General features: G+C 61.1%; 20 protein-coding genes and 1 pseudogene. 16 read left to right on the forward strand and 5 right to left on the reverse strand.

The window, feature by feature from the left end; genetic code table 11:
- Positions 1-67: 67 nt before the first annotated feature.
- The 3 genes from HDG33_RS33270 to HDG33_RS33280 are packed head-to-tail and all read left to right on the forward strand — an operon-like array spanning position 68 to position 3,653.
- Entirely contained in the window at positions 68-1,078 is a 1,011-nt protein-coding gene (locus tag HDG33_RS33270; protein ID WP_184039590.1) for a glycosyltransferase family 2 protein, read from the forward strand.
- 16 nt (positions 1,079-1,094) lie between these two features.
- Positions 1,095-2,411, forward strand: coding sequence for a lipopolysaccharide biosynthesis protein (locus tag HDG33_RS33275; protein ID WP_184039592.1), 1,317 nt, complete (start codon positions 1,095-1,097; stop codon positions 2,409-2,411).
- Between the two features lie 51 nt (positions 2,412-2,462).
- Positions 2,463-3,653 carry a glycosyltransferase family 4 protein gene (locus tag HDG33_RS33280; RefSeq protein WP_184039594.1) on the forward strand — a complete coding sequence of 397 codons (1,191 nt, stop codon included), beginning with the start codon at positions 2,463-2,465 and terminating at the stop codon, positions 3,651-3,653.
- Here the strand turns inward: HDG33_RS33280 and HDG33_RS33285 are convergent.
- Complete coding sequence (locus HDG33_RS33285) at positions 3,629-4,936, reverse strand: O-antigen ligase (RefSeq protein ID WP_184039596.1); 1,308 nt, start codon at positions 4,934-4,936, stop codon at positions 3,629-3,631. The genes HDG33_RS33280 and HDG33_RS33285 overlap by 25 nt on opposite strands.
- A gap of 633 nt (positions 4,937-5,569) precedes the next feature.
- Here HDG33_RS33285 and HDG33_RS33290 point away from each other — a divergent pair.
- The 7 genes from HDG33_RS33290 (at position 5,570) to HDG33_RS33320 (ending at position 11,838) form a co-directional block, all read left to right on the forward strand.
- On the forward strand, positions 5,570-7,090 hold the full coding sequence (locus tag HDG33_RS33290) for a mannose-1-phosphate guanylyltransferase/mannose-6-phosphate isomerase (protein WP_184039598.1): 1,521 nt from the start codon (positions 5,570-5,572) through the stop codon (positions 7,088-7,090).
- Positions 7,091-7,131: 41 nt separating this feature from the next.
- Positions 7,132-8,514 (forward strand): undecaprenyl-phosphate glucose phosphotransferase, encoded by a 1,383-nt coding sequence (locus HDG33_RS33295; RefSeq protein ID WP_184039611.1) that lies wholly within the window; start codon positions 7,132-7,134, stop codon positions 8,512-8,514.
- Between the two features lie 101 nt (positions 8,515-8,615).
- The gene (locus HDG33_RS33300; protein ID WP_409259120.1) at positions 8,616-9,602 is read left to right on the forward strand and encodes a sugar-transfer associated ATP-grasp domain-containing protein; all 987 of its coding nucleotides are present in this window, start codon (positions 8,616-8,618) and stop codon (positions 9,600-9,602) included.
- Between the two features lie 36 nt (positions 9,603-9,638).
- The gene (locus HDG33_RS33305) at positions 9,639-9,974 is read left to right on the forward strand and encodes a hypothetical protein (protein ID WP_184039618.1); all 336 of its coding nucleotides are present in this window, start codon (positions 9,639-9,641) and stop codon (positions 9,972-9,974) included.
- Positions 9,975-10,303: 329 nt separating this feature from the next.
- Entirely contained in the window at positions 10,304-10,750 is a 447-nt protein-coding gene (locus tag HDG33_RS33310; protein WP_184039622.1) for a hypothetical protein, read from the forward strand.
- Positions 10,743-11,435, forward strand: coding sequence for a M35 family metallo-endopeptidase (locus HDG33_RS33315; RefSeq protein ID WP_184039624.1), 693 nt, complete (start codon positions 10,743-10,745; stop codon positions 11,433-11,435). Before HDG33_RS33310 ends, HDG33_RS33315 begins: the two co-directional genes overlap by 8 nt.
- Positions 11,428-11,838, forward strand: coding sequence for a hypothetical protein (locus tag HDG33_RS33320; RefSeq protein WP_184039626.1), 411 nt, complete (start codon positions 11,428-11,430; stop codon positions 11,836-11,838). Before HDG33_RS33315 ends, HDG33_RS33320 begins: the two co-directional genes overlap by 8 nt.
- Positions 11,839-11,858: 20 nt before the next feature.
- Here the strand turns inward: HDG33_RS33320 and HDG33_RS33325 are convergent.
- Together HDG33_RS33325 and HDG33_RS33330 are read right to left on the reverse strand one after the other, a co-directional pair.
- Positions 11,859-12,038: pseudogene (locus HDG33_RS33325) on the reverse strand (LysR family transcriptional regulator); the annotation flags it as partial.
- 80 nt (positions 12,039-12,118) lie between these two features.
- Positions 12,119-12,445: a hypothetical protein gene (locus tag HDG33_RS33330; RefSeq protein ID WP_184039628.1), complete on the reverse strand. Its 327-nt coding sequence runs from the start codon at positions 12,443-12,445 to the stop codon at positions 12,119-12,121.
- 308 nt (positions 12,446-12,753) lie between these two features.
- Here HDG33_RS33330 and HDG33_RS33335 point away from each other — a divergent pair, with 308 nt between their 5' ends.
- A complete protein-coding gene (locus HDG33_RS33335; protein WP_184039630.1) occupies positions 12,754-14,091 on the forward strand; it encodes an MFS transporter in 1,338 nt (445 codons plus the stop codon).
- On the opposite strand, the gene HDG33_RS33340 is transcribed toward HDG33_RS33335, so the two are convergent.
- The gene (locus HDG33_RS33340; protein WP_184039632.1) at positions 14,066-15,001 is read right to left on the reverse strand and encodes a LysR family transcriptional regulator; all 936 of its coding nucleotides are present in this window, start codon (positions 14,999-15,001) and stop codon (positions 14,066-14,068) included. The two genes, HDG33_RS33335 and HDG33_RS33340, sit on opposite strands and share 26 nt — an antisense overlap.
- 136 nt (positions 15,002-15,137) lie before the next feature.
- Here HDG33_RS33340 and HDG33_RS33345 point away from each other — a divergent pair, with 136 nt between their 5' ends.
- From HDG33_RS33345 to HDG33_RS33355, 3 genes are read left to right on the forward strand one after another with little or no spacing between them, the layout of a single operon-like run.
- Positions 15,138-16,478, forward strand: coding sequence for an MFS transporter (locus HDG33_RS33345; protein ID WP_184039634.1), 1,341 nt, complete (start codon positions 15,138-15,140; stop codon positions 16,476-16,478).
- Positions 16,479-16,509: 31 nt separating this feature from the next.
- Entirely contained in the window at positions 16,510-17,685 is a 1,176-nt protein-coding gene (locus HDG33_RS33350; RefSeq protein ID WP_184039636.1) for an L-rhamnonate dehydratase, read from the forward strand.
- A 23-nt stretch (positions 17,686-17,708) separates the two neighbouring features.
- Positions 17,709-18,710 carry a 4-hydroxythreonine-4-phosphate dehydrogenase PdxA gene (locus HDG33_RS33355; RefSeq protein WP_184039638.1) on the forward strand — a complete coding sequence of 334 codons (1,002 nt, stop codon included), beginning with the start codon at positions 17,709-17,711 and terminating at the stop codon, positions 18,708-18,710.
- Between the two features lie 4 nt (positions 18,711-18,714).
- On the opposite strand, the gene HDG33_RS33360 is transcribed toward HDG33_RS33355, so the two are convergent.
- On the reverse strand, positions 18,715-19,731 hold the full coding sequence (locus HDG33_RS33360; protein WP_184039641.1) for a LacI family DNA-binding transcriptional regulator: 1,017 nt from the start codon (positions 19,729-19,731) through the stop codon (positions 18,715-18,717).
- 204 nt (positions 19,732-19,935) lie between these two features.
- Here HDG33_RS33360 and HDG33_RS33365 point away from each other — a divergent pair, with 204 nt between their 5' ends.
- Complete coding sequence (locus tag HDG33_RS33365) at positions 19,936-21,075, forward strand: ABC transporter ATP-binding protein (RefSeq protein ID WP_184039643.1); 1,140 nt, start codon at positions 19,936-19,938, stop codon at positions 21,073-21,075.
- A gap of 171 nt (positions 21,076-21,246) precedes the next feature.
- The gene (locus HDG33_RS33370; protein WP_260330672.1) at positions 21,247-22,446 is read left to right on the forward strand and encodes an ABC transporter substrate-binding protein; all 1,200 of its coding nucleotides are present in this window, start codon (positions 21,247-21,249) and stop codon (positions 22,444-22,446) included.
- Positions 22,447-22,502: the final 56 nt, after the last annotated feature.

Here is a 22,502-nt window from a genome sequence, read left to right on the forward strand (position 1 = left end):
ATATTTCGCGAGCATGGCGACCGCCGGGAGCCGGCGGATCGAACCTGACGGATAGCGTTGACACATCATGAAGCAGGTCACCATTGCGATTTGCAATTACAACTACGAGCACTATCTGGCCGCGGCGATCGACTCGGCGCTCGCGCAGGATTATCCGGCGACCACCGTCATGGTCGTCGACGATGGCTCGACCGACGGTTCGCGCGCGATCATCGAAAGCTATGGCGATCGCGTACTGACGTTGTGCAAGAAAAACGGCGGGCAAGTATCCGCCTACAACTATGCGATCGCGTCGCTCACCACCGAGTATGTGATCCTTCTCGATTCCGATGACGTGCTGTACCCATCAGCGGTTACCGAAGTCATGCGCTTTTTCGAGGGCGGCGAGTGGGCCAAGGTGCAATTCCGGCTCGACGTGATGGACAACGAAGGCGCATTGATGGGCGCCTACGTGCCGAATAGCGAGCCGCCACACGACTGCGGCAGGCTGCTGCGCGGCGGGTGGCTCTATCCGTCCCCGCCCGCGTCTGGCAATGCATACCGGGTGAGCGCGCTCAAGCAGATCTTCCCGGTTCCCGAAGAGGGCGTGAATCGCTATGGCGCAGACTTTTATGCGATCTATGGCGTCGCGCTGGCTGGACCGATCGCGACCGTGTCGAAGTCGCTAGGCGGCTACCGGGTGCATAACGCGGGCAGTCAAACGGTGTCGTTCGCGAACTCGGAACAACTGACGAAAGCGCCGCGCGCGTTCAACATGCGCTGGGCCATTCTGCGCAATATCGCCAAAGATCGGCTCGACATAGAACTACCGGCAACATTTCTCGACTTCTCACACGAGAAAGCGACATTCTGCTCTTCCGTTTATCGCGCGACCCTGTTCCGGCGTTGGCATTGGATGATCCTCGATTCGCGTAACTATCTGCACACGATCATTGCAAATCCGTTCTGGAGCCTGAAGAAGAAGCTCGGCACGCTCGTACTGTCGAGCCTGTGTCTCGTGCCTTATTCGCCGCTGTCGGATTTCGCGGTGCGTTATATCGCGAACCCGCTCGCGCGCCGTCGCGTCGCAGGACGCTGAGGCGAAGGAGGACGGCATGGATAGACGAACGAGCGCCAACCTGATCGTATTTGTTTACGCCGGCTATTTCATGAGGTACGTGTACCTCCTGATCGTCGTGCCGTTCTATGGCCGGGTGCTCGGCGTGGCCGAATACGGCCGGGTACTCGCGTCGATGTCGCTGATGAACGTGATATGGATGCTCGTCGGCTTCGGCTTTACCTTCGTCGGCATGCGCGAGGTGGCGAAAGCGCAGTCGACCCAGGAACGCAATGCGATCTATTCGCTGCAGGTCAGCGCGCGGCTGACACTCGCCGTGATCGGCGCGGGCATCGGCATCATTGCGACGTTCTGTTCACCGTTATTGTCGGAGCGGCCGCTGATCGGCCTGCTCGCGACCTTGCTAGGTATCGTGTCGGCATGCAATCTCGGCTGGCTGTTTCAGGGGCGGCAACAGATTCGCACGCCGATCATGATCGAGGTGTTCGGCTTCGCGCTGAGTCTCGTGCTGGTGCTGACTCTCGTCAAAGGACCGAACGATGCCGTATGGGTGGTGGCGAGTCTGCTGATTGCGGGTATCGCGTCCTTGATCATTGCCTACGGTTTGACGACGTGGCAACTCGGCTGGCCGCGACTGGCGTTTGCCGGCGTCCTGCCGCTCGTGCGCAGGTCGACGATGCTGTTCTGCTATTCGTCCGGCTCCGTCGTGCTGACGGCATCGTCGACGTATTTGCTGACCTTGTTTTCGACGCCCGCGGAGGTTGGCTATTTCGGCGCGGCCGAGCGTTTCGCGGCGATCGGACTCGGCCTGATGGCCCCCGCGGCGCAAGTCTTTATTCCGACGATAACCCGGCAACTCGCGCAGGGCGACAAGGCGGGCGCGCATGTCACGACGCGGCGCGGCGCCATCTTGCTGCTCGGCTATGGCGTGCTCGTGCTGTGCGGCGCGTTGACGCTGTCGCCTTTCGTGTTGCCGCTGATTCTCGGCGCCGCGTTCGAGCCGAGCGTGCACGTGTTGCAGGTGTTTGCATGGATGTTCCCGTTCGCGGCTTTCAACGAGTTCGTCGCGCTCTATGTATTCGTGCCGCGCAGGAGAGACCGGGTGCTCGCGATTGCCGGCGTCGCCTCGGCGCTGGTCAATCTCGCAGCGGCGCTCGTTCTCGCGCCGCGTTTTGGCGCGATTGGCATGGCCTCTGCTCGGGTGATCGGCGAAGCGGCGCTGTCGGTGACGCTGCTCAGCGTGTTGATTCGCCTCGAGCTGGTCGGGCTGTTGCCCGGCGCCGAGCGTGCGCTCGAGCGGGTGCGGGTGGTGTGCGGACTTAGTACGCAGGCGGGCGGCGCAAAGGACGATTGAAGTGGCGCGTGGGTGTGTGGGAGTTTGGGTGGATTGTCACAGGAGGTCGAAGTGAAAGTCGCTATTGTTCACGATTGGCTCGTAGTGTCCGGCGGCGCCGAGAAAGTATTGAAGAACATCATCGAGTGCTTCCCGGATGCGGATGTCTTTTCGATCGTCGATTTTCTCGAAGACCGCGATTGCGTGAAGGGGAAGTCCGTCAACACGTCATTCATCCAGAAGATGCCGTTTGCGCGAAGACGATACCGCGCCTATCTACCGTTGATGCCGATTGCGATCGAGCAGGTGGATCTGTCAGGCTACGATCTCGTCATTTCGAGCTCGCACGCGGTCGCGAAAGGCGTGTTGACCGGGCCGAACCAGATGCATATCAGCTACATTCATTCGCCGATCCGCTATGCGTGGGATCTGCAACATCAGTACCTGCGTGAATCCCATCTCGATACAGGGCTGCGCTCCGCGTTGGCGCGCGTGCTGCTTCATTACATTCGAGGCTGGGATTCGCGCTCCGCGAACGGCGTCGATCATCTCGTCGCGAATTCTCAGTTCATTGCGCGGCGTATCAGAAAGGCCTATCAGCGCGAATCGACCGTGATCTATCCGCCGGTCGATCTGGTGAACATGCCTATTGGTACGGAGAAAGAGGATTTCTACGTGACGGCGTCGCGGATGGTGCCTTATAAGCGTATCGATCTGATCGTTCAGGCCTTTTCGCAAACGCCTGAACGCAAGCTGGTCGTGATCGGCGACGGTCCCGAGATGAAGAAGATCAAAGCGGTGGCCGGCGACAACGTCCAGATTCTCGGGCATCAGCCGTCCGATGTGCTGGTCGATCATTTGCGGCGCGCGCGCGCGTTCGTGTTCGCGGCGGAAGAAGACTTCGGCATTTCGGTGGTCGAAGCGCAGGCATGCGGCACGCCGGTGATCGCCTTCGGCCGCGGTGGCGCGCTTGAATCGGTGGTGGGATTGCCGCTCGAGCGACCCACCGGGGTTTTCTTCGGTGAGCAAAGCACCGCGTCGTTGCTCGAAGCCGTTACCCGGTTCGAGAGCAACGCAGCCCTATTCGACGCACGCGTGTGCCGCAAGAATGCCGAGCGGTTTTCGTCGGAGAACTTCAAGAAGGCCCTGATGGGCTTCGTCGACGCGCGGCTCCCGTATGCGTGCGTCGAACAGTTTCTTCCCTATGCGCCGAGTCAGTCGCTGCCGGCCGAAGAACGTCATCTTGCCGACGTTACGCCCTGAGTCGGGCGCTGGGGCACGGGCTGTGCAGCTCGCGTGCCCACGTTGCCCGCCTTGCGCGCTCCGCGCGGGCCGGGCCTGAATGCGGTGGCCGCCAGCGGACGCGCGGCTAGCAGCAGCGAGATCACCAGAGAAAGAATCAATACATTCGACGGCGAAACGAGCCGATGCTCGGTTGCCGACATCACCAGCAGGCAAACCGACGAAATCTCCACGAAGCGGAACGCCGCGAACTGGCGGCCGCCCTCGACCAACGCGGCATACGCCGCCCCCTGCCTGCTCCACTCGATCAGTCTCCAGAAGAACGCGAGGATCAGCGTCAAGCCCACTACGCCGAGCTCGGCGAGGATATTCAGATACGAGTTGTGAGCGTGCGAGTCGCTGTGCTCGATCACGATGTCGGACGGCACCGCGAACAGATGGACGTACGAGGTGAGGCTGCCGATGTGGTCATCGAAGGAGCCGAAGCCGAGACCGACGAGCGGGCTTTGCACGAAATACGCGAGCGCTCGCGGCCACAACCACTCGTAGCGAATGTTGAGGTTGTTGACCTTGGCGTCATTGGCGTGAATCGCGAACGTATAGCCCATGTAGTCGACGTTCGGCTGGGTATGGTAGATCGCGATGGCGACCGAGGCGAGCAGCAGCACGGCTATCAGCGTGCCGAGAATCCAGCGCTTGCGGCCAAAGTACAGATAGGGCAGAACGGCCGCCGCGCCAAGCAGCGAGCCACGGCTGTAGGTCGAAAACAGCATCAGCACATTGCAGGCGAGCAGCGCGATCAGCAGCTTGCTGCGTTTTTGCAGGTAGCACGCTACGCCGAGACAGAACAGCATCGCCAGGAAGCCGCCGGCTGCGTTGCGCGCAATGAAGTAGCTGCCGAAACTGTCGGCCGGATTAACGAAGATGCTGAAGAGCCCGTTCGTGGCGATGTAGTAGACGTACATCGGCAGATTGACGATGACCGCGAAAATGAACAGCGCACGCAGTACCTTGTGCAGATCCCAGCGGTGCGCATACACGAAACCGGCAAAAATAGGCGCATAGGAAACGAAAAAATTGCCGTCGCGCCGATAAAAGTCGAAGTCGAGGAACGACTGCGGATCATAGAGCAGCGTCGAGACCGTCGCGAGCACCGTGAAAGCGGTTAGCGGCGCGATGAACGCGGGATAACTGCGGCCATAAAAGCGCCATGCCAGCAACAGCAACGGGACAAAGCCGATCGCACTGATGGGCACGAAATTCGTGACCGTCAGGAAAAGTGCGACTAGCGAAATATAGGCCATTGCAACTCCAGAAACGAATGGCGCGCCGGTTGGGGTTGTGCCCATGCGCTGGATGATGGCGAGATTGGAACAGCGGAAAACTCACAGTGTGGGCCGCACGGGGATCACACCGCTGTTTATCTTTGACATGAATGCCACGGGACGTTCATTAAACGGTAGCACGTGTCGCTGCTTATTTCCAATCGCGCGCCCTGCAATAGAAGTGCAAGCTCGTTCGCAAGCTTGTTAAATCAAGTCCGCGAGCGCCGCCAAAACTTCCGCGCTTCGCGCCAGATGGGCTGCGTCGCAATGCGGTCTAACTATGATGAATTCATCGGGGCACGATGTCGACTAGATCCGATGCAGGTCGTTTGCCGCATTCGATCTTTCGTTTCAATCGTTTTCCGGTCGTCGTTGTCGAGCAGACCATTGCGATTCGGCCAGTCAGTTTCGGTACTTCCCGATCGAGCCGGATTCGCTGTAGGCGCATGCATCTTTCACTGCGAACTGAACTACTGGTCTGGTCCGTTTGACGCGCACGCCCTGTCATGAATCACATCAGACGGTATTTGCGTGGATCGCGGCACACCGCGTTATGCGGTGTTCTCGAGGGAAACGCGTTCCCGAGCCGGTTTCAATGCGAAGGAGTGAGCGATGGGCAAGGTTACCGCGGCAGCAGCCGCAGCGGATGTCGAAACGATACGACAGGATTCTGCCGAGGCGGAGTTTCCGACGCTGGTGCAGGTGATTCTCGCCGGTGGTTCCGGCACCCGGTTGTGGCCGGTGTCGCGCGAACAGTTTCCAAAACAACTGATCGACGTGATCGGCAATCAGACTTTGCTGCAAGCAACCATGGGGCGCATGGCGGGTTTTGATGGCGCATGGAACGTCGCGGCCGATCCCGTGATCGTCTGCGGAATCGAGCATTATTTCGCCACTTACGAACAGGCGCGCGAGATCGGCGTGAACGCGCGGATCGTGGTCGAACCCGCGCGTCGCGATACGGCGCCGGCATTGACGCTTGCCGCGTTGACGGCATGCGCGGAAGACGAAGACGCCATTCTGGTCGCAATGCCCGCCGACCATGCGATCGCGAATCTCGAAGCGCTTCACCACGCGCTGGACATCGCCGCGAGGCATGCGCGCGACGGCGCGATCGTCACGCTAGGCGTACCGCCCGAACGGCCCGACACGGGCTTCGGTTATATCCGGCTCGGCGACGCGTTGCCAGACGGCGCGCGCCGCATCGAGCGCTTCGTCGAGAAGCCCGCGACGGAACTCGCGGCCCAGTACGTCGCGTCGGGCAATTACTGGTGGAATAGCGGCATCTTCGTCGTGCGAGCGTCGGTTTGGCTCTCCATCATCGAGCAGTTTCAGCCGGACATGCACGCGGCCTGCGTTCAGGCATACCGCGACGCGAAGAAGACTGAAGAATGCATCATGCCGGACGCCGAGGGGTTTCTGGGATCGCCGTCCGACTCGATCGACTATGCGGTGATGGAACAGCTTGGCAAACCGCAGTCGGCGTTTTCCGGCGTGGTGGTGCCGCTCGAAGCAGGCTGGTCCGATCTCGGCTCGTGGGATGCCGTATGGCAAGCGATGGAGAAGGACGACTGTGGTAACGCGGCCAGCGGCCGCGTGGTGTTCGAAGGGGCCACCGCGACCTACGCACGCTCGCAAGGAGGCAGGCTTCTCGCCTGCGTCGGCACCAACAACATGATCGTGATCGAAACCGACGACGCTGTGCTCGTCGCGGATCGCTCGCATGTGCAGGACATCAAGGGACTCGTGTCGCGGATCAGGGCCGAGAAGTCGCCGGAGGCCGATGCGCACAGAAAAGTGCGTCGCCCGTGGGGCTTTTACGACTCGATCGATCATGGCGAGCGCTTTCAGGTGAAGCGCATCGTCGTGATGCCCGGCGGCCGTCTGTCGTTGCAGATGCATCATCATCGCGCCGAGCATTGGGTCGTGGTGTGTGGAACCGCGCACGTCACGCGTGGGGAAGAGCAGTTTCTTCTTGGCGAAAACGAATCGACCTATATCCCGTTGGGTGTTCGCCATCGGCTCGAAAATCCGGGCCGCGTGCCGCTGCAGATCATCGAGGTGCAGTCGGGTACTTATCTCGGCGAAGACGACATCGTTCGTTTCGACGACAAGTACGGGCGTTGCGGCTGATGCGACGGAGTCGACCTGCTACGTCCTATGAGGGGGCTGTGATGCGATTGCTGACTGGTCTACTGGCGAGAGCGTTCGACGTCGCGATGATCGTGGCTGGGGCATTTGCGGCCTCCCAGATCCGCTTCGACGGCGGCTCGCAACGGAGCTTTTATTTCGCCTTCGTCGCTTTTGCCGCGGCGTTCGCTCTCGCGGTCTTTCCGGCGCTCGGCGTCTACCAATCGTGGCGTGGCCGCTCGAAAAGAGTGCTGGCGAGCCAGGTGGCGCTCGGCTGGCTCGTCGTGCAGGCCTGCGCGATGGTGCTGATGTTCTCGCTGCACCGGATCGATTTCGTGTCGCGACTCTGGTTCGTGTACTGGACCGGCATTTCGGGCGCGGCAATGATGGCCGGCCGGCTGGTCACGCATGCGTTGCTTGGGCGCATGCGTCATGCGGGGATGAACTTGCAGCAGGTCGCGGTGGCGGCGTGCGGCGAACATTGCGACGAGATCATCCATAAGATCGAGACGTCGCCCGCGGCCGGCTTTCGCGCGAATGCGCTGTATAACCTGCACCCCGGCTGCTGCATTGCGCCGCGCTCGTCGGTGCAGGTCTTCGAAGAACAGGGTGCGTTCGCTCGCTACGTGCGCGAACAGCAGATCGGCGAAGTGTGGCTGGCGCTGCCGCTCACCGAGGAGCGCGCGATTCTCAAGCTGGTGGCGGAGTTTCGCAACGACCTGATCAATGTGCGCTTCATGCCCGACGTGCGCTCGCTTGCGCTGTTCGAAGGCAGCATGACCGAGTTGCTCGGCTTGCCGACGATCAATCTTGCCGCGTCGCCGCTGCCGCCGAAGGCGTTGGTGCAAAAAGACCTGTTCGATCGTCTGTTCGCGCTCGTCGCGTTGATCGCGATCTCGCCGATTCTGCTGGGCTGCGCGATCGCCGTCAAACTGAGTTCGCGCGGGCCGGTGTTCTTCACGCAGCGTCGCAAAGGCGCCGACGGCCGCGTATTTACGATCTACAAGTTCCGCACGATGCGCCTGCACGAGCAGAAGCCGGGCATTCTCGAACAGGCCACGCGCGACGATCCACGCATCACGACCGTCGGCGCGTTCCTGCGCCGCACGAGTCTCGACGAACTACCGCAGTTCTTCAACGTGCTGCGCGGCGATATGTCGGTGGTGGGGCCGCGCCCGCATGCGCTCGAACACGACGATCTCTATCAGAACATCGTATCGGGCTATATCCACCGTTATCGGATCAAACCCGGCATTACCGGCTGGGCGCAGATCAACGGCTATCGCGGCGAAACCGATCGCCTGGAAAAGATGGAGGGCCGCGTCGCACACGATCTGTACTACCTGCGCAACTGGTCGTTCTGGCTCGACATGAAGATCATTCTGGCCACGATTTTCAAGGGACTTCATCATCCAAACGCGTACTGAGCATGATGCTATCCGGGGTTGAAAATATAGTAAGACGATCTGCGAAGCGGGTCTCGCTTTACCGCTTTCACCACGATCACGAATTGCAGGCCAGAAAAATATTGGAGCGACTCGAAAGCAGGTATGGCAAGACCGATCCGAACAAGCTGCGGCTCGCGGAGACCTATGCGCGAGACGTGTTCGGCGACCCGGTCTACGCACCCTGGCTGCGCGTTTATACCGCGTTTTGCGGCACCTTCAAGGAAGGCTGGATTCCGGACAACTACTACGGCATCGTCGTCGTGCCGCATATGCAAGGCTGGTACGGCAAGATTTCGAGCCTCAAGCCGATTTCACGGCTGATCTTCGACGGCGACGAATTGCCGGACGTCGCGTACTTTGCCAATGGGCTGTTCTTTACCGACAAAGGCGTCGTGGTGCCCGAGCGCGATCTGACAGCCGTCGTGTTCGAGCATACCGAACGCGTCGTATTCAAGCTCGACGGTTCCGGACAGGGCAACGGTGTCTACTTCTTCGACCGTGCCAACTTCGACCCCGCGGTCATCAGGTCGCTCGGCAATGGCGTGATTCAGACGTTCATCAACCAGCACAGTCTGTTCGCTACGTTTGCTGCGAAGCCGGTGGCGACATTGCGCTTCACGACCGTGGTGGACGAGGCCGGTCGCATTTCCATTCGGGCCTGCTACTTGCGACTCGGCAGAGCGGACGATACGCATGTGCTGAGCGATCGCGAGATATGCGTGCCGGTCGAACTCGAAACGGGCGAACTGTGCGACGAGGGGTATATGAGCGACTGGGCCGCGGTGGACGCGCATCCAGACTCGGGCGCGCGCTTTGCGGGCCTGAAGATCCCATGTTTCGAGAAATGCGTGGCCACCGTGCTACGCCTGCACAGGAAGATTCCGTTTGCGCGCTGCATCGGCTGGGATCTCGCGGTCGACGCGAACGGCCAGGTCAAGGTGATGGAGTGGAACGGCAAGCACAACGACGTCAAATTCAGCGAGGCGACGCAAGGCCCGTGCTTCGCTGATCTGAACTGGGAACGGCTCAGGGCCGAACCTGAGTTTGCACGGCTGTCACTGGGCTGATCGGGCAGGCCAAAAAAACGTAGTAGGAGACGCGACGTGAGCGAACAGTTATGGTGCGTCCATATCGAAGGACTGAACGACTTCATTGCCGTGGATTCGGAGGAATCGGCGCGGTACGAGGCGTCGCAGATCAATGCGTATATCGATCGCGCCCACAGAAGCTCGCGCGCCGCCCGCTTGCGCGCGGTGGTCGTTGAATGGCCGTATGGCGCCGACGCTCACGCAAGAGCGCTCGATGACGACTGGCACGATCTGCAACGTATGCCACACAGACAGCAGGCCGTCGCGCGGTCCGGCGGCCCGTTGTCGAATCTCGCGCGACGCGTTAGAGAACTGCTGAGCGTCGCGCGCACGGGGAAGGACGATGCGTGAAGCGCGGCTATGGCAAACCGCGTTATGCGGGCAGTGGCACGTCCTCGATCAGATCAGCCGAGAGGCTTCCCAACCGACGACTGACACCGGCGGGCGCGGCAGCGGTTCTTGCTGGCACTGACCGGCGTCGATCACTGACGGAGAAGGCGGCTCAATGCCGTCTTTTCTTGTTGAGCGGCGATACCGGAAAGATGGACCCGAAAATCAGATACCCGCAACGATTGTGAGTATCTGTAAAAACGGTTTTATCTCAGATTAAAGTCATTGACTTTGATTCGTTTTAGATGGCTAATTCGTCAGGTGTGTTCTGGAAAACCAGCAGAGGTCAAATGGAGCAACAGAAACAGGAAGACGCCGGGGGCATGGAAGAATGCCAGCTTTGCCGCGTGACATATTCAATATATTCAAACTTCCCGCCAATGCCGTCCGCAATGGCTCTGAACGTCGAAACCGGCGAATGGTTTCCGCTGGATAGGCTTCGGTCGTATTCAAACGGCTACGATATGGCCGAAGCCCTCGGTTACGCATGGGCGTGCGATTGCCGTGGACGCAAGGCAGCGCCAGAGCCAGCGTCGAAGCGTTTCACTCACGACGAGCAATACGCGCTCAAAGATCACGACGGCAAACCTCTCGCTAATGTGCGTTACCGGATCATTCTTGACGGTGAGCGGGTGAAAACGGGAACTACGAATGCGCAAGGGAAAACCGAGCGTATCGCGACCATTTTTGAATCGAGCTTGAGGTTTTATATTGCAGAGGCAATCAGGGATGAATGATTTTGATGATCGGAATAAATACGGGTTCAAGACCGACGAAAATGAAGAATGGTTCGAGGTACACGCTGGTGCTATTACGAATACAAACCCCGGTTCAATGGTCCATGTAACAATCAATACAGACAAGATTTGCCCGAAAATGTCAAACAAAGTTTTTCGCGACATGGTTCTGAAGTGCCGGGATCGTGCTGTTGGTTACGTTGAGACTCGCCTGGAGGATTTGGCACGCTGGTCAGCATCAGATCAGGACCGCGTGCGAGCATGGTTTGGCTATTGCGACGAGTCAGCAAGAAACCGGCTTGCGAATGGTTTAACATCAATTGTTCGCGTGTTGCGAGGGTTAACCGGTGACAATTTCGTCCGATGGGAACCTGATACGTCGAGATACGTGGGATGCGTACCAAACCCCGTAAGATCTGGCGTGGTCGCTGAAGTATGCGCGCCAGACACCAAAACACACACGATCGCTATACACTTGGATTTTTGTTCAATGCGTGACTTCTCTTGGGACAAGGATTCAATTGTTTCTACGCTCATTCATGAGGCGAGTCACTTTCAAGACACTATGGGAACCAAAGATTGGAAGTACTTCATGAACGAGTGCCTTTCGTGGGGAGGAACGAATCCCGAACAGGCAATCGATAACGCTGACAGCATCGCCGGATACGTTATCTACAATGCGTAAACTTTACGTCATCATTTCGGCTCTGATATCGGGACATGTTTTTGCATGTATGCCCGGTGAGGATTTCGATATCTACTTTCCACCAAATAGTGCCGTTATCCCCGCTGATGAGGTTTTAAGGCTTGCTAACTGGGTAATCGATCAAAAGATTACATATGCGAATCACAAAACCAGGGAAACAACGCTAGTAAGTGGTCATGCTGAGGAACGCGAACAGAACGCAACCCAATTGGCCCAAGCTCGCCTGATAGCGGGTAAAGCGGTGCTGGATCAATTTGGCTTCTTGCGTGGAACGGTAAAGACCAGTTCGCGCGTCTATTCGAAGAACGATGTCGAAAACGGCCGGCGTGTTGAAATATCGTTTGAGCCCGGTTGTCCTAACAAGTGTTGTACGGGTCAATAGCGCTTACATCCAATGTGCGTTAAGTTGTGATTGAGTCGATCGGCCGCGTGCGGTCGACGCCGCCGCGTGTCGAGCAGTTCGTCGAGCGAGCGGATCTGCTGGCTCAGCGCGGGCTTCGCGGTATGCAGCCGCTTCGCGGCGCGGCTGAAGTTGAGTACCTCCGCGAGAATGACGAAGCACTGTAGAGCCCCGAGGTTCATGCTGGGCAAGAGCGAGCACAACCAGTGCGGGGTGCGAGGCAACAGAGGAGGAACCCGCCGTGGTGGTGGCGGGTCCGGGATCATTGTTTGGGTGGGAGCGGCGCGAAATGATCCCCGTCACGTTGATTGGTTACGACGTAGCCATCTTGCTTGCGTATCTTCAGGAAGAACAGCACCGGCGCGGTAGCCGGATCGCCACCGCATTCGGGCGTATGTTTCTCGTGAACCCCGACCACGAAATAACGCTTCTCATCGGATACGTCGAACATAAGGCATTGAGTGCGGTTGGAGGATAGATGGTGGCTCTGGGTAACTTCCGCTGCCCGGTCCGCTGCCTGATCCGCTGTGGCGATCGTCTGCCCCGATGCCATTGCGTGCGCGCTGACGAGAAGCAGAGCGAAGGTCACCAATCGTGTCCTCAAGGTTTTGTCTGTTTTACCGAACATCATATTGATCTAGATGGCGTGAGCGAATGATGCTGATCAGTTTTGCGCCGTACTGCGGGTCGGTCGCATGGAGCCCCAAATCTATACCTGACAGTCAACGCTCGGCTATGGGCGAAGGATGAAAGCGATAACCCCCAGTGATCGCTGTATCCAAACAATTCATTGGTCAACTATCACCCGGCTTCTGATAATGTGCGCACAAAACAAGCCATAGCGGACGCCACCGTCGGAGCATCGGCGCGGGCTCACGCGACAATCCGGAGGAGACGATGCTGCGACCCAAGGTCAGCCGGGCGGTTCTCGCGCTCATGTGCGCGATGTCGTTCATCTTGTATCTCGATCGCGTCAACCTGTCGGCGGCGGCCGGGCTGATCCGCGACGATCTGCATCTGAGCAATACCAACGTCGGCCTCGTGTTCGCCGCGTTCGCATACACGTACGCGCTGTGCCAGGTGATCGGCGGCTGGGTCAGCGACCGCTTCGGCGCGAAGCTCACGCTCGTGACCTGCGCAAGCATCTGGATCGTCGCGACGGTCGCGACCGGTCTCGCGGGCGGGCTCGCGTCGCTGTTCGGCGCGCGGCTGCTGCTCGGCATCGGCGAAGGCGCGGCGCTGCCCGCGCAGGCGCGGGCGCTGACCAACTGGTTCCCGTCGAACCGGCGGGGCTTCGTGCAAGGCCTCACGCATTCGTTCTCGCGGCTCGGCAATGCGATCACGCCGCCGCTGATCGCGCTGCTGGTCGCGTATTCGTCGTGGCGGGTGTCGTTTCTCGCGGTCGGCGCGCTGACCTTCGTGTGGGTCGTGATCTACGCATGGTATTTCACGGACGACCCGCGCAAGCATCGCCATATGACCGCGGAGCAGGAAACGCAATTGCCGCCGGTCCGTCAATCCGCGGTCGAAGCGACGCGCGAGCCCACGCCGTGGCGGCGTCTGCTCAAACGCATCGCACCAACGATGCTCGTCTACTTCTGCTACGGCTGGACCGGCTGGCTGTTCTTCACCTGGCTGCCCACGTTCTTCATGCACGGTCGTGGCCTCGATCTGAAAAGCTCGGCGATGTTCTCCGCGGGCGTGTTTCTGTCCGGCGTGGTCGGCAATACCGCGGGCGGCGTGCTCAGCGACCGCGTGTTGAAGCGTACGCGCAACGTCGTCGCGGCGCGCCGCAACGTGATCATCTGCGCGTTTCTCGGCGCATTGGTGTTCCTCGCGCCGGTGATGGTCGTGAAGTCGCTGCCGGTCATGGCGGCGTGCATGAGCCTGTCGTTCTTCTTCCTCGAAATGACGATCGGGCCGATCTGGGCCGTGCCGATGGACATCAGCCCGCGGCACGTCGGTGTCGCGAGCGGGCTCGTGAATGCGGGCTCGGCGGTTGCGGGGATTTTCACGCCGATCGTGTTCGGCCTGATCGTGGACCGCACGGGTAGCTGGACGCTGCCGTTCGCGGGCTCGCTCGGACTGCTCGCGCTCGGCATCGTCGCGACCTTCTTCATGCGGCCGGATATTCCGCTCGACGCGGCTCGCGCCCACCCGGATCTCGCGGACATCAATGCGGGCGGCAAATTGCGCTTCGCAGAAAACCTCACGCGGCGCGAATCGAATCGATGACCAGTTGCATCGCCGGCGTGATGCGCCGGTTTCTGCGCAGAATCAGCCCATACGGTGCGAGCCGGCCGCGTAGCGGCGTCGCGATCGCGGCGATCGCATCGAGCGCGACGTAGTACTGCGCGACCGAACTCGGCAGCACGGCGAGCATGTCCGAGTCGCGCAGCAACGACAGCGTGGTCAGAATCGACGAGGTCTCGACCGTGCTCACCGGCGGCGCGACGCGCGACTCGCGAAACGTTTGATCGATGACCTGGCGCATCGGGCTCGGATGCGGCTGGATGATCCACGGATAACGCGCGAGGTCCGCGAGGTTCGGCCGCGTGCCCGTTTGCTTGCCTGTTTTCACGGCCGGATGATCGGGCCGCACGACGATCGACAGCGCCTCTTCCGCCAACGTCTCGAAGCTCAGATCGAGCGCCGGAAAACCATCGGGAATCCGGCCAATCACGATATCGAGCTGATCCTGTTGCAGCGACTGCACGAGCACGTCGCTGGTGTCGATCGTGACCGCCATCTGCAGGCGCGGGTGTGCTTCCTTCAGCTTGACGATCGTGTGCGTCAGCAATTCGGGCGAGGGCGCCATCACCGCGCCGATGCGCACCTTGCCGATGTCGCCGGCTTCGATGCCGGCCAATTCCTCGCGCAGCTCGTCGAGATCCTGGAACACGACGCGCGCATAGCGCATCACGGCCTCGCCGAAGATCGTCGGCTCCATGCCGCGCGCATGGCGTACGAACAGCGATACGCCGAGCGTGTCTTCGAGTTCCTGCAAGGCCTTGGTCGCGGCGGGCTGGGTCATCGCGAGATCGTCGGCGGCACGCCGCAGCGATTCCGTTTCCGACAGCGCGACCATCAGTTGCAGATGACGCAGGCGCAAGCGTTTGCGAATGGTGGAGGCGGGCGGGATCATGAGCGATAACTTTAGCGAATCGGCCGATTCGAATTATTCAGTGGTCAGTTATCGGATAGTTTCGCACACTGGCGGTTATCGCAGGACGGCAATCGCAACGCCGTTCGCGTTGACAAGACAAAACCGGAGACGACGCATGACGATGACCGCGAGCCCCGCGCTCGACAGCGCGATTACCAAAGCGCGCACGAGGCTGCTGCCTTTTCTGATCCTGATGTACGTACTGGCGTTCATCGACCGCGCGAACGTCGGCTTCGCGAAGAACGTGCTGCAGGCCGACACGGGCTTGAGCGATGCGGCGTTCGCGTTCGGCGCCGGCATTTTCTTCGTCGGCTATGCGGTGTTCGAAGTACCGAGCAACCTGCTGATGTACCGCTTCGGCGCGCGCATCTGGATGAGCCGCATCATGGTCACGTGGGGCATCGTGTCCGCGTGTACCGCCTTCGTCGACAGCGCCACGAGCTTCTATGTGCTGCGCACGCTGCTCGGCATCGCCGAAGCCGGTTTCTTTCCCGGCATCATCCTGTTCCTGTCGAACTGGTTTCCCGCGAAAACGCGCTCGCAGACGATGGGCATGTTCTATTTCGGCTTCCCGCTCGCGCTTCTGCTCGGCAGCCCGATCTCGGGTCTGCTGCTCGATGCGGGCAATCCGTTCGGCATGCATCCGTGGCAATGGCTGTTCGTCGTCGAGGGGCTGGCGGCGTCGGTGGTGGGTGTCGTCGCTTACTTCTATCTGACCGACCGGCCCGTGCAGGCGCACTGGCTCGATGCCGAAGAGCGTGACGCGCTCGATCACGCGTTGCGCCAGGAAGACCGCCAGAAGCTCGCGCATGGTCCGGCTTCGGTGCTCGCGGCGCTGCGCGATTCGCGCGTACTGTTCTGCGGCCTGATCTACTTCGCGGTGCAGATGAGCGTGTATGGCGTCGTGTTCTATCTGCCAACCCGCATCGCCGGGCTCGCGAGCGGCGGCCATGTCGGCGTCGAGGTCGGAATGCTGACAGCGATTCCGTGGATCGCCGCGATCATCGGCACGTTCTGGGTGACGCGCTACGCCGACCGCCACGGTCATCACCGTATCTGGGCCGCGGCGATGCTCGCGCTCGCGGCGTTCGGCATTGCCGCGTCGGCGATGACGTCGTCGGTCACGCTTGCGATTGCCGCCTTCTGTTTCGCCGCCATCGGTTTCGTCTGCGTGCAGCCATTGTTCTGGACGCTGCCCACCGGTTACCTGGGCGGGGCCGCGGCCGCGGGCGGCATCGCGTTGATCAATTCGATCGGCAATCTGGGCGGCTTCGTCGCGCCGAATCTGAAGGGGCTGGCCGAGCGCGCGATCGGCTCTTCGCAGGCGGGTATGTTCTCGCTCGCGGTGGTCGGACTGATCGGCGCATTGCTGCTGCTGACGTTCCGCTTCGCCCCTGCCGCCTCCCATTCCGTCTCTCATCGCAGCGGCCCGCTCGGCGAACGCCCGGGCCACTGACTCTCTGATTCTCTGAAGGAAATCGTCGAACATGAAAATCAAGCATATCCGAACGCGTGTTTTCGAGTGGAAAGGCAAAGTCGTGCCGCCGCAAGCGCATTTCTGCACGAACGCGGTCGATATTCTGTACGAGCGTGGCGATGCGATGGGGTCGTTCCGCTTTCACGGCTGGCTCGTCGTCGAAGTCGAATGCGACGACGGCACCGTGGGCATCGGCAATTGCGCGCTGGCGCCGCGCATCGCGAAGCAGATCATCGACGAATACCTCGCGCCGATCGCGATCGGCGAAGACCCGTTCGACAACGAATACATCTGGCAGAAGATGTATCGCCGCACGCTCGCGTGGGGCCGCAAAGGCATCGGCATGGCGGCGATCTCCGCGATCGATATCGCGCTGTGGGACATCATGGGCAAGGCCGTGAAAAAGCCGGTGTTCAAGCTGCTCGGCGGGCGCACGAAAGAAAAGATCTGGTGCTATGCATCGAAGCTTTACAACAACGATGATCGCGACGCTTTCCTCGGCGAAGCGGAAAGCTATCTGGACAGCGGCTTCGCCGCGATGAAGATGCGCTTCGGCTACGGTCCGAAAGACGGCCCGAAAGGCATGGCGAAGAACATCGAACAGGTGCGTCTGTTGCGTGAACTGGTCGGCGACGAAGTCGACATCATGCTCGAATGCTATATGGGCTGGACGCTCGAATACGCGCGCAGAATGCTGCCGCGCCTCGCCGAATACAATCCACGCTGGATCGAGGAGCCGGTGATCGGCGACGACATCGAAGGCTATCAGGAGTTGAAGAAGATGAACCTGATGCCGGTGTCGGGTGGCGAGCATGAGTTCACGAGCTATGGCTTCAAGGATCTGCTCGAACGCCGCGCGATCGACGTGATCCAGTACGACACGAATCGCGTGGGCGGGATCACGGCGGCGCGCAAGATCAACGCGATGGCCGAAGCGTGGTCGGTGCCGGTGATTCCGCATGCGGGACAGATGCACAACTATCATCTGACGATGTCGAGCACCGCGAGCCCGATGTCGGAGTTCTTCCCGGTGTTCGATGTCGAAGTTGGCAACGAATTGTTCTACTACATCTTCGAAGGCGAACCGCAGCCGGAAAATGGCTATCTGCAACTGTCGGACGACGTGCCGGGTCTTGGCATCAAGTTGAGCGACAAGTATCTTGCCGACTTCAATATCGTCGAATGAGTGGACCGATCCGAGGAAAGCACATGAAGCCACGCATCGCAGTCCTTCTTGGCGACCCCGCCGGTATCGGTCCCGAGCTGATCGCGCGTCTGTTCGCGCAGCGGGCGAACCTGGCGCGCGCGGAGCTGCTGATCATCGGCGACCGGCGCGAGCTCGAAACCGGCATGAAGATCGCGCAGCAGCGCTTCGATTACGACGTGGTCGAAGATGCGCATGCCGCGTTTCAACGCGACGGTGTGCCGTCGCTGATCGATTTCCGTCTGCCCGGCGATCAAGCTTTCGAGCGTGCGGTGGCGACCGAACACGGCGGCCGCTATAGTCTCGCCGCGTACAGGCACGCGCTCGCGCTGACGCAAAGCAACGTCACCCAAGGCATGCTGTTCGCGCCGGTCAACAAGACCTCGCTGCATCTGGCCGGCATGGAAACCGGCGACGAGATGGAGTGGTTCGCGAAGCAGCTCGGCTACACGGGCAGCTTCTGTGAGTTCAACGTGCTCGACGAGCTATGGACTTCGCGCGTGACCTCGCATATGGCGTTGAAGGACGTCAGCGCGAAGCTGTCGGAGGAGCGCATCGTCGGCGCGGTGCGGCTGATTCACGAAGGCCTGAAGCGAGCCGGCCATCCGCAGCCGCGTATCGCGGTATGCGGTTTCAATCCGCACAACGGCGACAACGGCGCGTTCGGCCGCGAGGAGATCGACGTGATCGCGCCGGCCGTCGAGGCCGCGCGCGAGCTCGGCTACGACGCGCAGGGACCGTTTCCCGCCGACACGATCTTCGTGCGCGCGCGCGACCAGAAGGCCTTCGACGGCGTCGTCACGATGTACCACGATCAAGGCCAGATCGCGATGAAGCTGATGGGTTTCTGGCGCGGCGTGACCGTGCACGGCGGCTTGCCGATTCCGATCGCGACGCCCGCGCACGGCACCGCGTTCGATATCCACGGCCAGGGCAAGGCCGACGTCGGCGCGACGCAGAAGGCGTTCGACATCGTCACGCGGATGGCGACCGAGCGCGTGAACTAACGCGTCAGCGTTTCCTGCGCGGCCCGGTCGAGGCGCGCACCACGAGCTCGGGCGGTGGCCCGAGCACCATCGACGGCTGCCGCTCCGGCGTCTGGATCAAACGGATCAGGCTCTCGATGGAAAGCTCCGCGACGGCCGCGGTTTGAATCGCGACCGTGGTCAGCGCGGGATGCACCTGATGCGCGAGCTGAATGTCGGTGATGCCGATCACCGACACGTCGTCGGGCACCGAGCGGCCGAGCGTGATCAACGCCTGGATCGCGCCGATCGCGAGCAGGTCGTTGGTCGCGAAGATCGCGCTCAGTTGCGGGCGGTTCGCCATCAGTTCCATGCAGGCGGCGAAGCCGGCGTCGATCGAGTCGCGAATCTGCAGCACGGCGGCCGCATCGGCTTCGATGCCGGCCATGCGCATCGCGGCGCGAAAGCCGTTCGAGCGCGCGTCCTGCAAACCGCCGCAGCCGTCGCCGATCAGCAAGCCGATCTCGCGATGGCCTAGTCCTAGCAGATGCCCCGCGGCCAGCTCGCCGGCACGCGCGAAGTCGACTGCGACGCACGGTAGCTCGGGCGGCGACTCGGGGTGCTCCCACATGGCGAGCAGAATCGGCGCGCTATGCGTCGCAGACGCGCACAGCTCGTTGATCGTGATGTCCGTGTTCATCACGAGCACGCCGTCGGCGAGCGTGCCGGCGATCTGGTTCAGATATGCGCGGCCGATTTCGGCATCGTCGTCGGTATTGCAGACCATCAGGAAGTGGCCGGTCTTGCGCGCCGCGCGCTCGGCGGCGAGCACGAACTCCGGGTAAAACGGGTTCGAGATGTTCGACAGCATGAGCGCGAGCGTCGACGAACGGCCTTCGGCGAGCGCGCGCGCATTCAGGTTCGGCCGGTAGCCGAGTTCGGCGATCGCCTGCAGCACGCGCTCAGCCGTTTCAGGGCGGACTTTCTCGCGATTGCGCAGCACGTTGGAGACCGTGGCGGCGGTAACCTGCGCGCGTTTCGCGACTTCGGACAACGTGACCATGTCGGGTTATCCCATATTTAGGGAGGTCAATTCAAATGTTGCAAACGGCCTGCGACATTGCTAACTTTCTCAAAAACGTAACGGAGACACCCACCATGACTTTATCCGTCGAACTCGAATTTAAGCGATTAAATGCCGCCGGCACAAGGCCAGGGCGTTTTATTTCGGCCAAAATTTAAGCGGTTAAATCAAGGCGGAGACAGCATGGCGACGATTCGTTTGAGCGATGTGCAAAAGGCCTACGGCGACCATCCGCCGGTGATCCGGCGCGTGAATCTCGAGATCGCGCAGCATGAATTCTGCGTGTTTCTCGGCCCCTCGGGCTGCGGCAAGTCGACCTTATTACGGATGATCGCCGGTCTCGAAGACCTCAGCGAAGGCGAACTGCATATCGGCGGCCGCCTCGTCAACGACGTGCCGGCCGCCGAGCGCGGCGTCGCGATGGTGTTCCAAAGCTACGCGCTATTTCCGCACATGACCGTGTTCGACAACATGGCGTTCGGATTGAAGCTCGCGAAGCAGCCGAAGGACGTGATCGAGCGCAAGGTGCGCGAAGCCGCGCGGATTCTGCAACTGGAAAGCTTGCTCGAACGACATCCGAAAGCGCTGTCGGGCGGCCAGCGGCAGCGCGTCGCGATCGGCCGCGCGATCGTGCGCGAGCCGGGCGTGTTTCTGTTCGACGAGCCGCTATCGAATCTCGATGCCGCGCTGCGCGGCCAGACGCGCGTCGAGATCGCGCGTCTGCATCAGCGCTTCGCGAATGCGAGCGTCGTGTACGTCACGCACGATCAGGTCGAAGCGATGACGCTTGCCGATCGCATCGTGCTGCTGCATGCGGGCGCGGATGCCGAGCGCTTCGGCAGCATCGCCCAGAGCGGTGCGCCACTCGAGCTGTATCACCACCCGAAGTCGCGCTTCGTCGCGGGCTTTATCGGCTCGCCGCGTATGAACTTCGTCGATGCGACCGTCGAGTCGATCGAACCGGGGCGTGTGACGGTGGCGCTCGTGGCCGGCGCGGAAAAGCTGGTCGCGCACGTCGACGGTAAACGGCTGCAACGCGGCCAGCGCGTCACGCTCGGCGTGCGCCCCGAGCATCTGCGGCTCGATGGCGACGAACAGTTCATTCAGTGCGCGACCGTGCTATCGGAACGGCTCGGCGAGCACAGCTATATCCACGCGGACCACGCGGGAGGCACGCTGATCGCGAAGGCGCCCGGCGATACGCCGCTCGGCGCGGGCGAGCGCATCCGCGTCCATGTTCCGCCCGCTGCCTGTCATCTGTTCGACGAACAGGGACTCGCGCTGCGGCGTAGCACGTTCGAGCCGGAACGCGCGGCCGCCTGAACGATCGTCGACGGCGGACCTGCTTCAACGGTTCGTCAGACTGAATTCCGCCACAGAGCGGGTTACATCGCCGGCCACGCTGCGTAGCCGGTCAACAAGGTAGACAAGGAGACATAGATGATTGCTCTTCGCCTTCGCCGTTTCGCACAGGTGTCGATCGCCGCCGCCGTGATGGCCGGCGCGCTCGGCAGCGCCGCGGTCGACGCGGCCACGCTGAACGTCAACGTATCGGCGCGCGGTAATCAGCGCTCGACCTGGCAGGATGCGTTCGACCAGTTCAAGAAAGCCAATCCCGACATCGACCTGAAAATCACCTACGTGACCGAGGAAGCCTACAAGGTGCAGATGGGCGGCTGGCTCGCCACCGATCCACCCGACGTCGTCTCGTGGCACGACGGCGAGCGGATGGCCTATTACGCGCAACGCGGTCTGCTCGAAGATCTGAGCTCGGACTGGGCGAAAAACGGCTGGTCGCAGCAGTATGCGTCGGTCAAGGACGCGTCGACGTACAAGGGCAAGCAGTATGCGGCACCGCTCGGCTATGACGCGTACGGCTTCTTCTATCGCAAGGATCTGTTCGAGAAGGCCGGCATCAGGAGCGAGCCGAAAACGTGGGACGAACTGCTCGAAGCCAACAAGAAGCTGAAGGCGATCGGCGTCGCGCCGATCGCGGTGGCCGCACGCGACAGCTGGACGCTGGCCGCCTGGTTCGACTATCTCGATTTGCGCATCAACGGCAACGAGTTCCATCAGAAGCTGATGGCCGGCGAAATTCCGTACACCGATCCGCGCGTGAAGAAGGTCTACACGACGTGGAAGACGCTGCTCGACAATCACGACTTTATCGACAATGCGCTGTCGTACGACGTCGATTCGATCGGCCCGATCCTCAACAACGGCAAAGCCGCGATGATGCTGATGGGCACGTTCTTCTCGGCGAGCTTCCCGCCGCCGATCAAGGATCAGATCGGCTTCTTCCGCTTTCCGGTGCTCGACGCGAACGTGCCGATGGCCGAGGACGGCCCCGTCAACGTGCTGCTGATTCCGGCGAAGGCGAAGAACAAGGCCGACGCGCGCAAGCTGCTCGCGTTCATGGAGACGCCGAAGATCAACGCCGAACTCGCGAAGGGCTGGGGACAGTTGCCGTCGAACAGCCAGGCGGCGCCGCCTGAGGACGCGATCTCGAAGGTCGGCTTCCAGACGCTCGCGAACACGAAGGGCGGCATCGCGCAGTTCTACGATCGCGATATGCAGAAGGAAATGGCCGACGAAGGCATGAAGGCCATGCAGCAGTTCTACAGCGATCCGTCGCAACTCGACAGCGTGCTCGCTCATCTCGAAGCGACGCGCAAGCGCATCTACCAGAAGTAAGTCCCGCCGCGCCGGCCGCCTGAGCGCGGCCGGCTTGCGGGTCCCAATTCCGCATT

Origin of the sequence: Paraburkholderia sp. Cpub6 (assembly GCF_014201065.1) — a bacterium.
Taxonomy (GTDB): domain Bacteria; phylum Pseudomonadota; class Gammaproteobacteria; order Burkholderiales; family Burkholderiaceae; genus Paraburkholderia; species Paraburkholderia tuberum.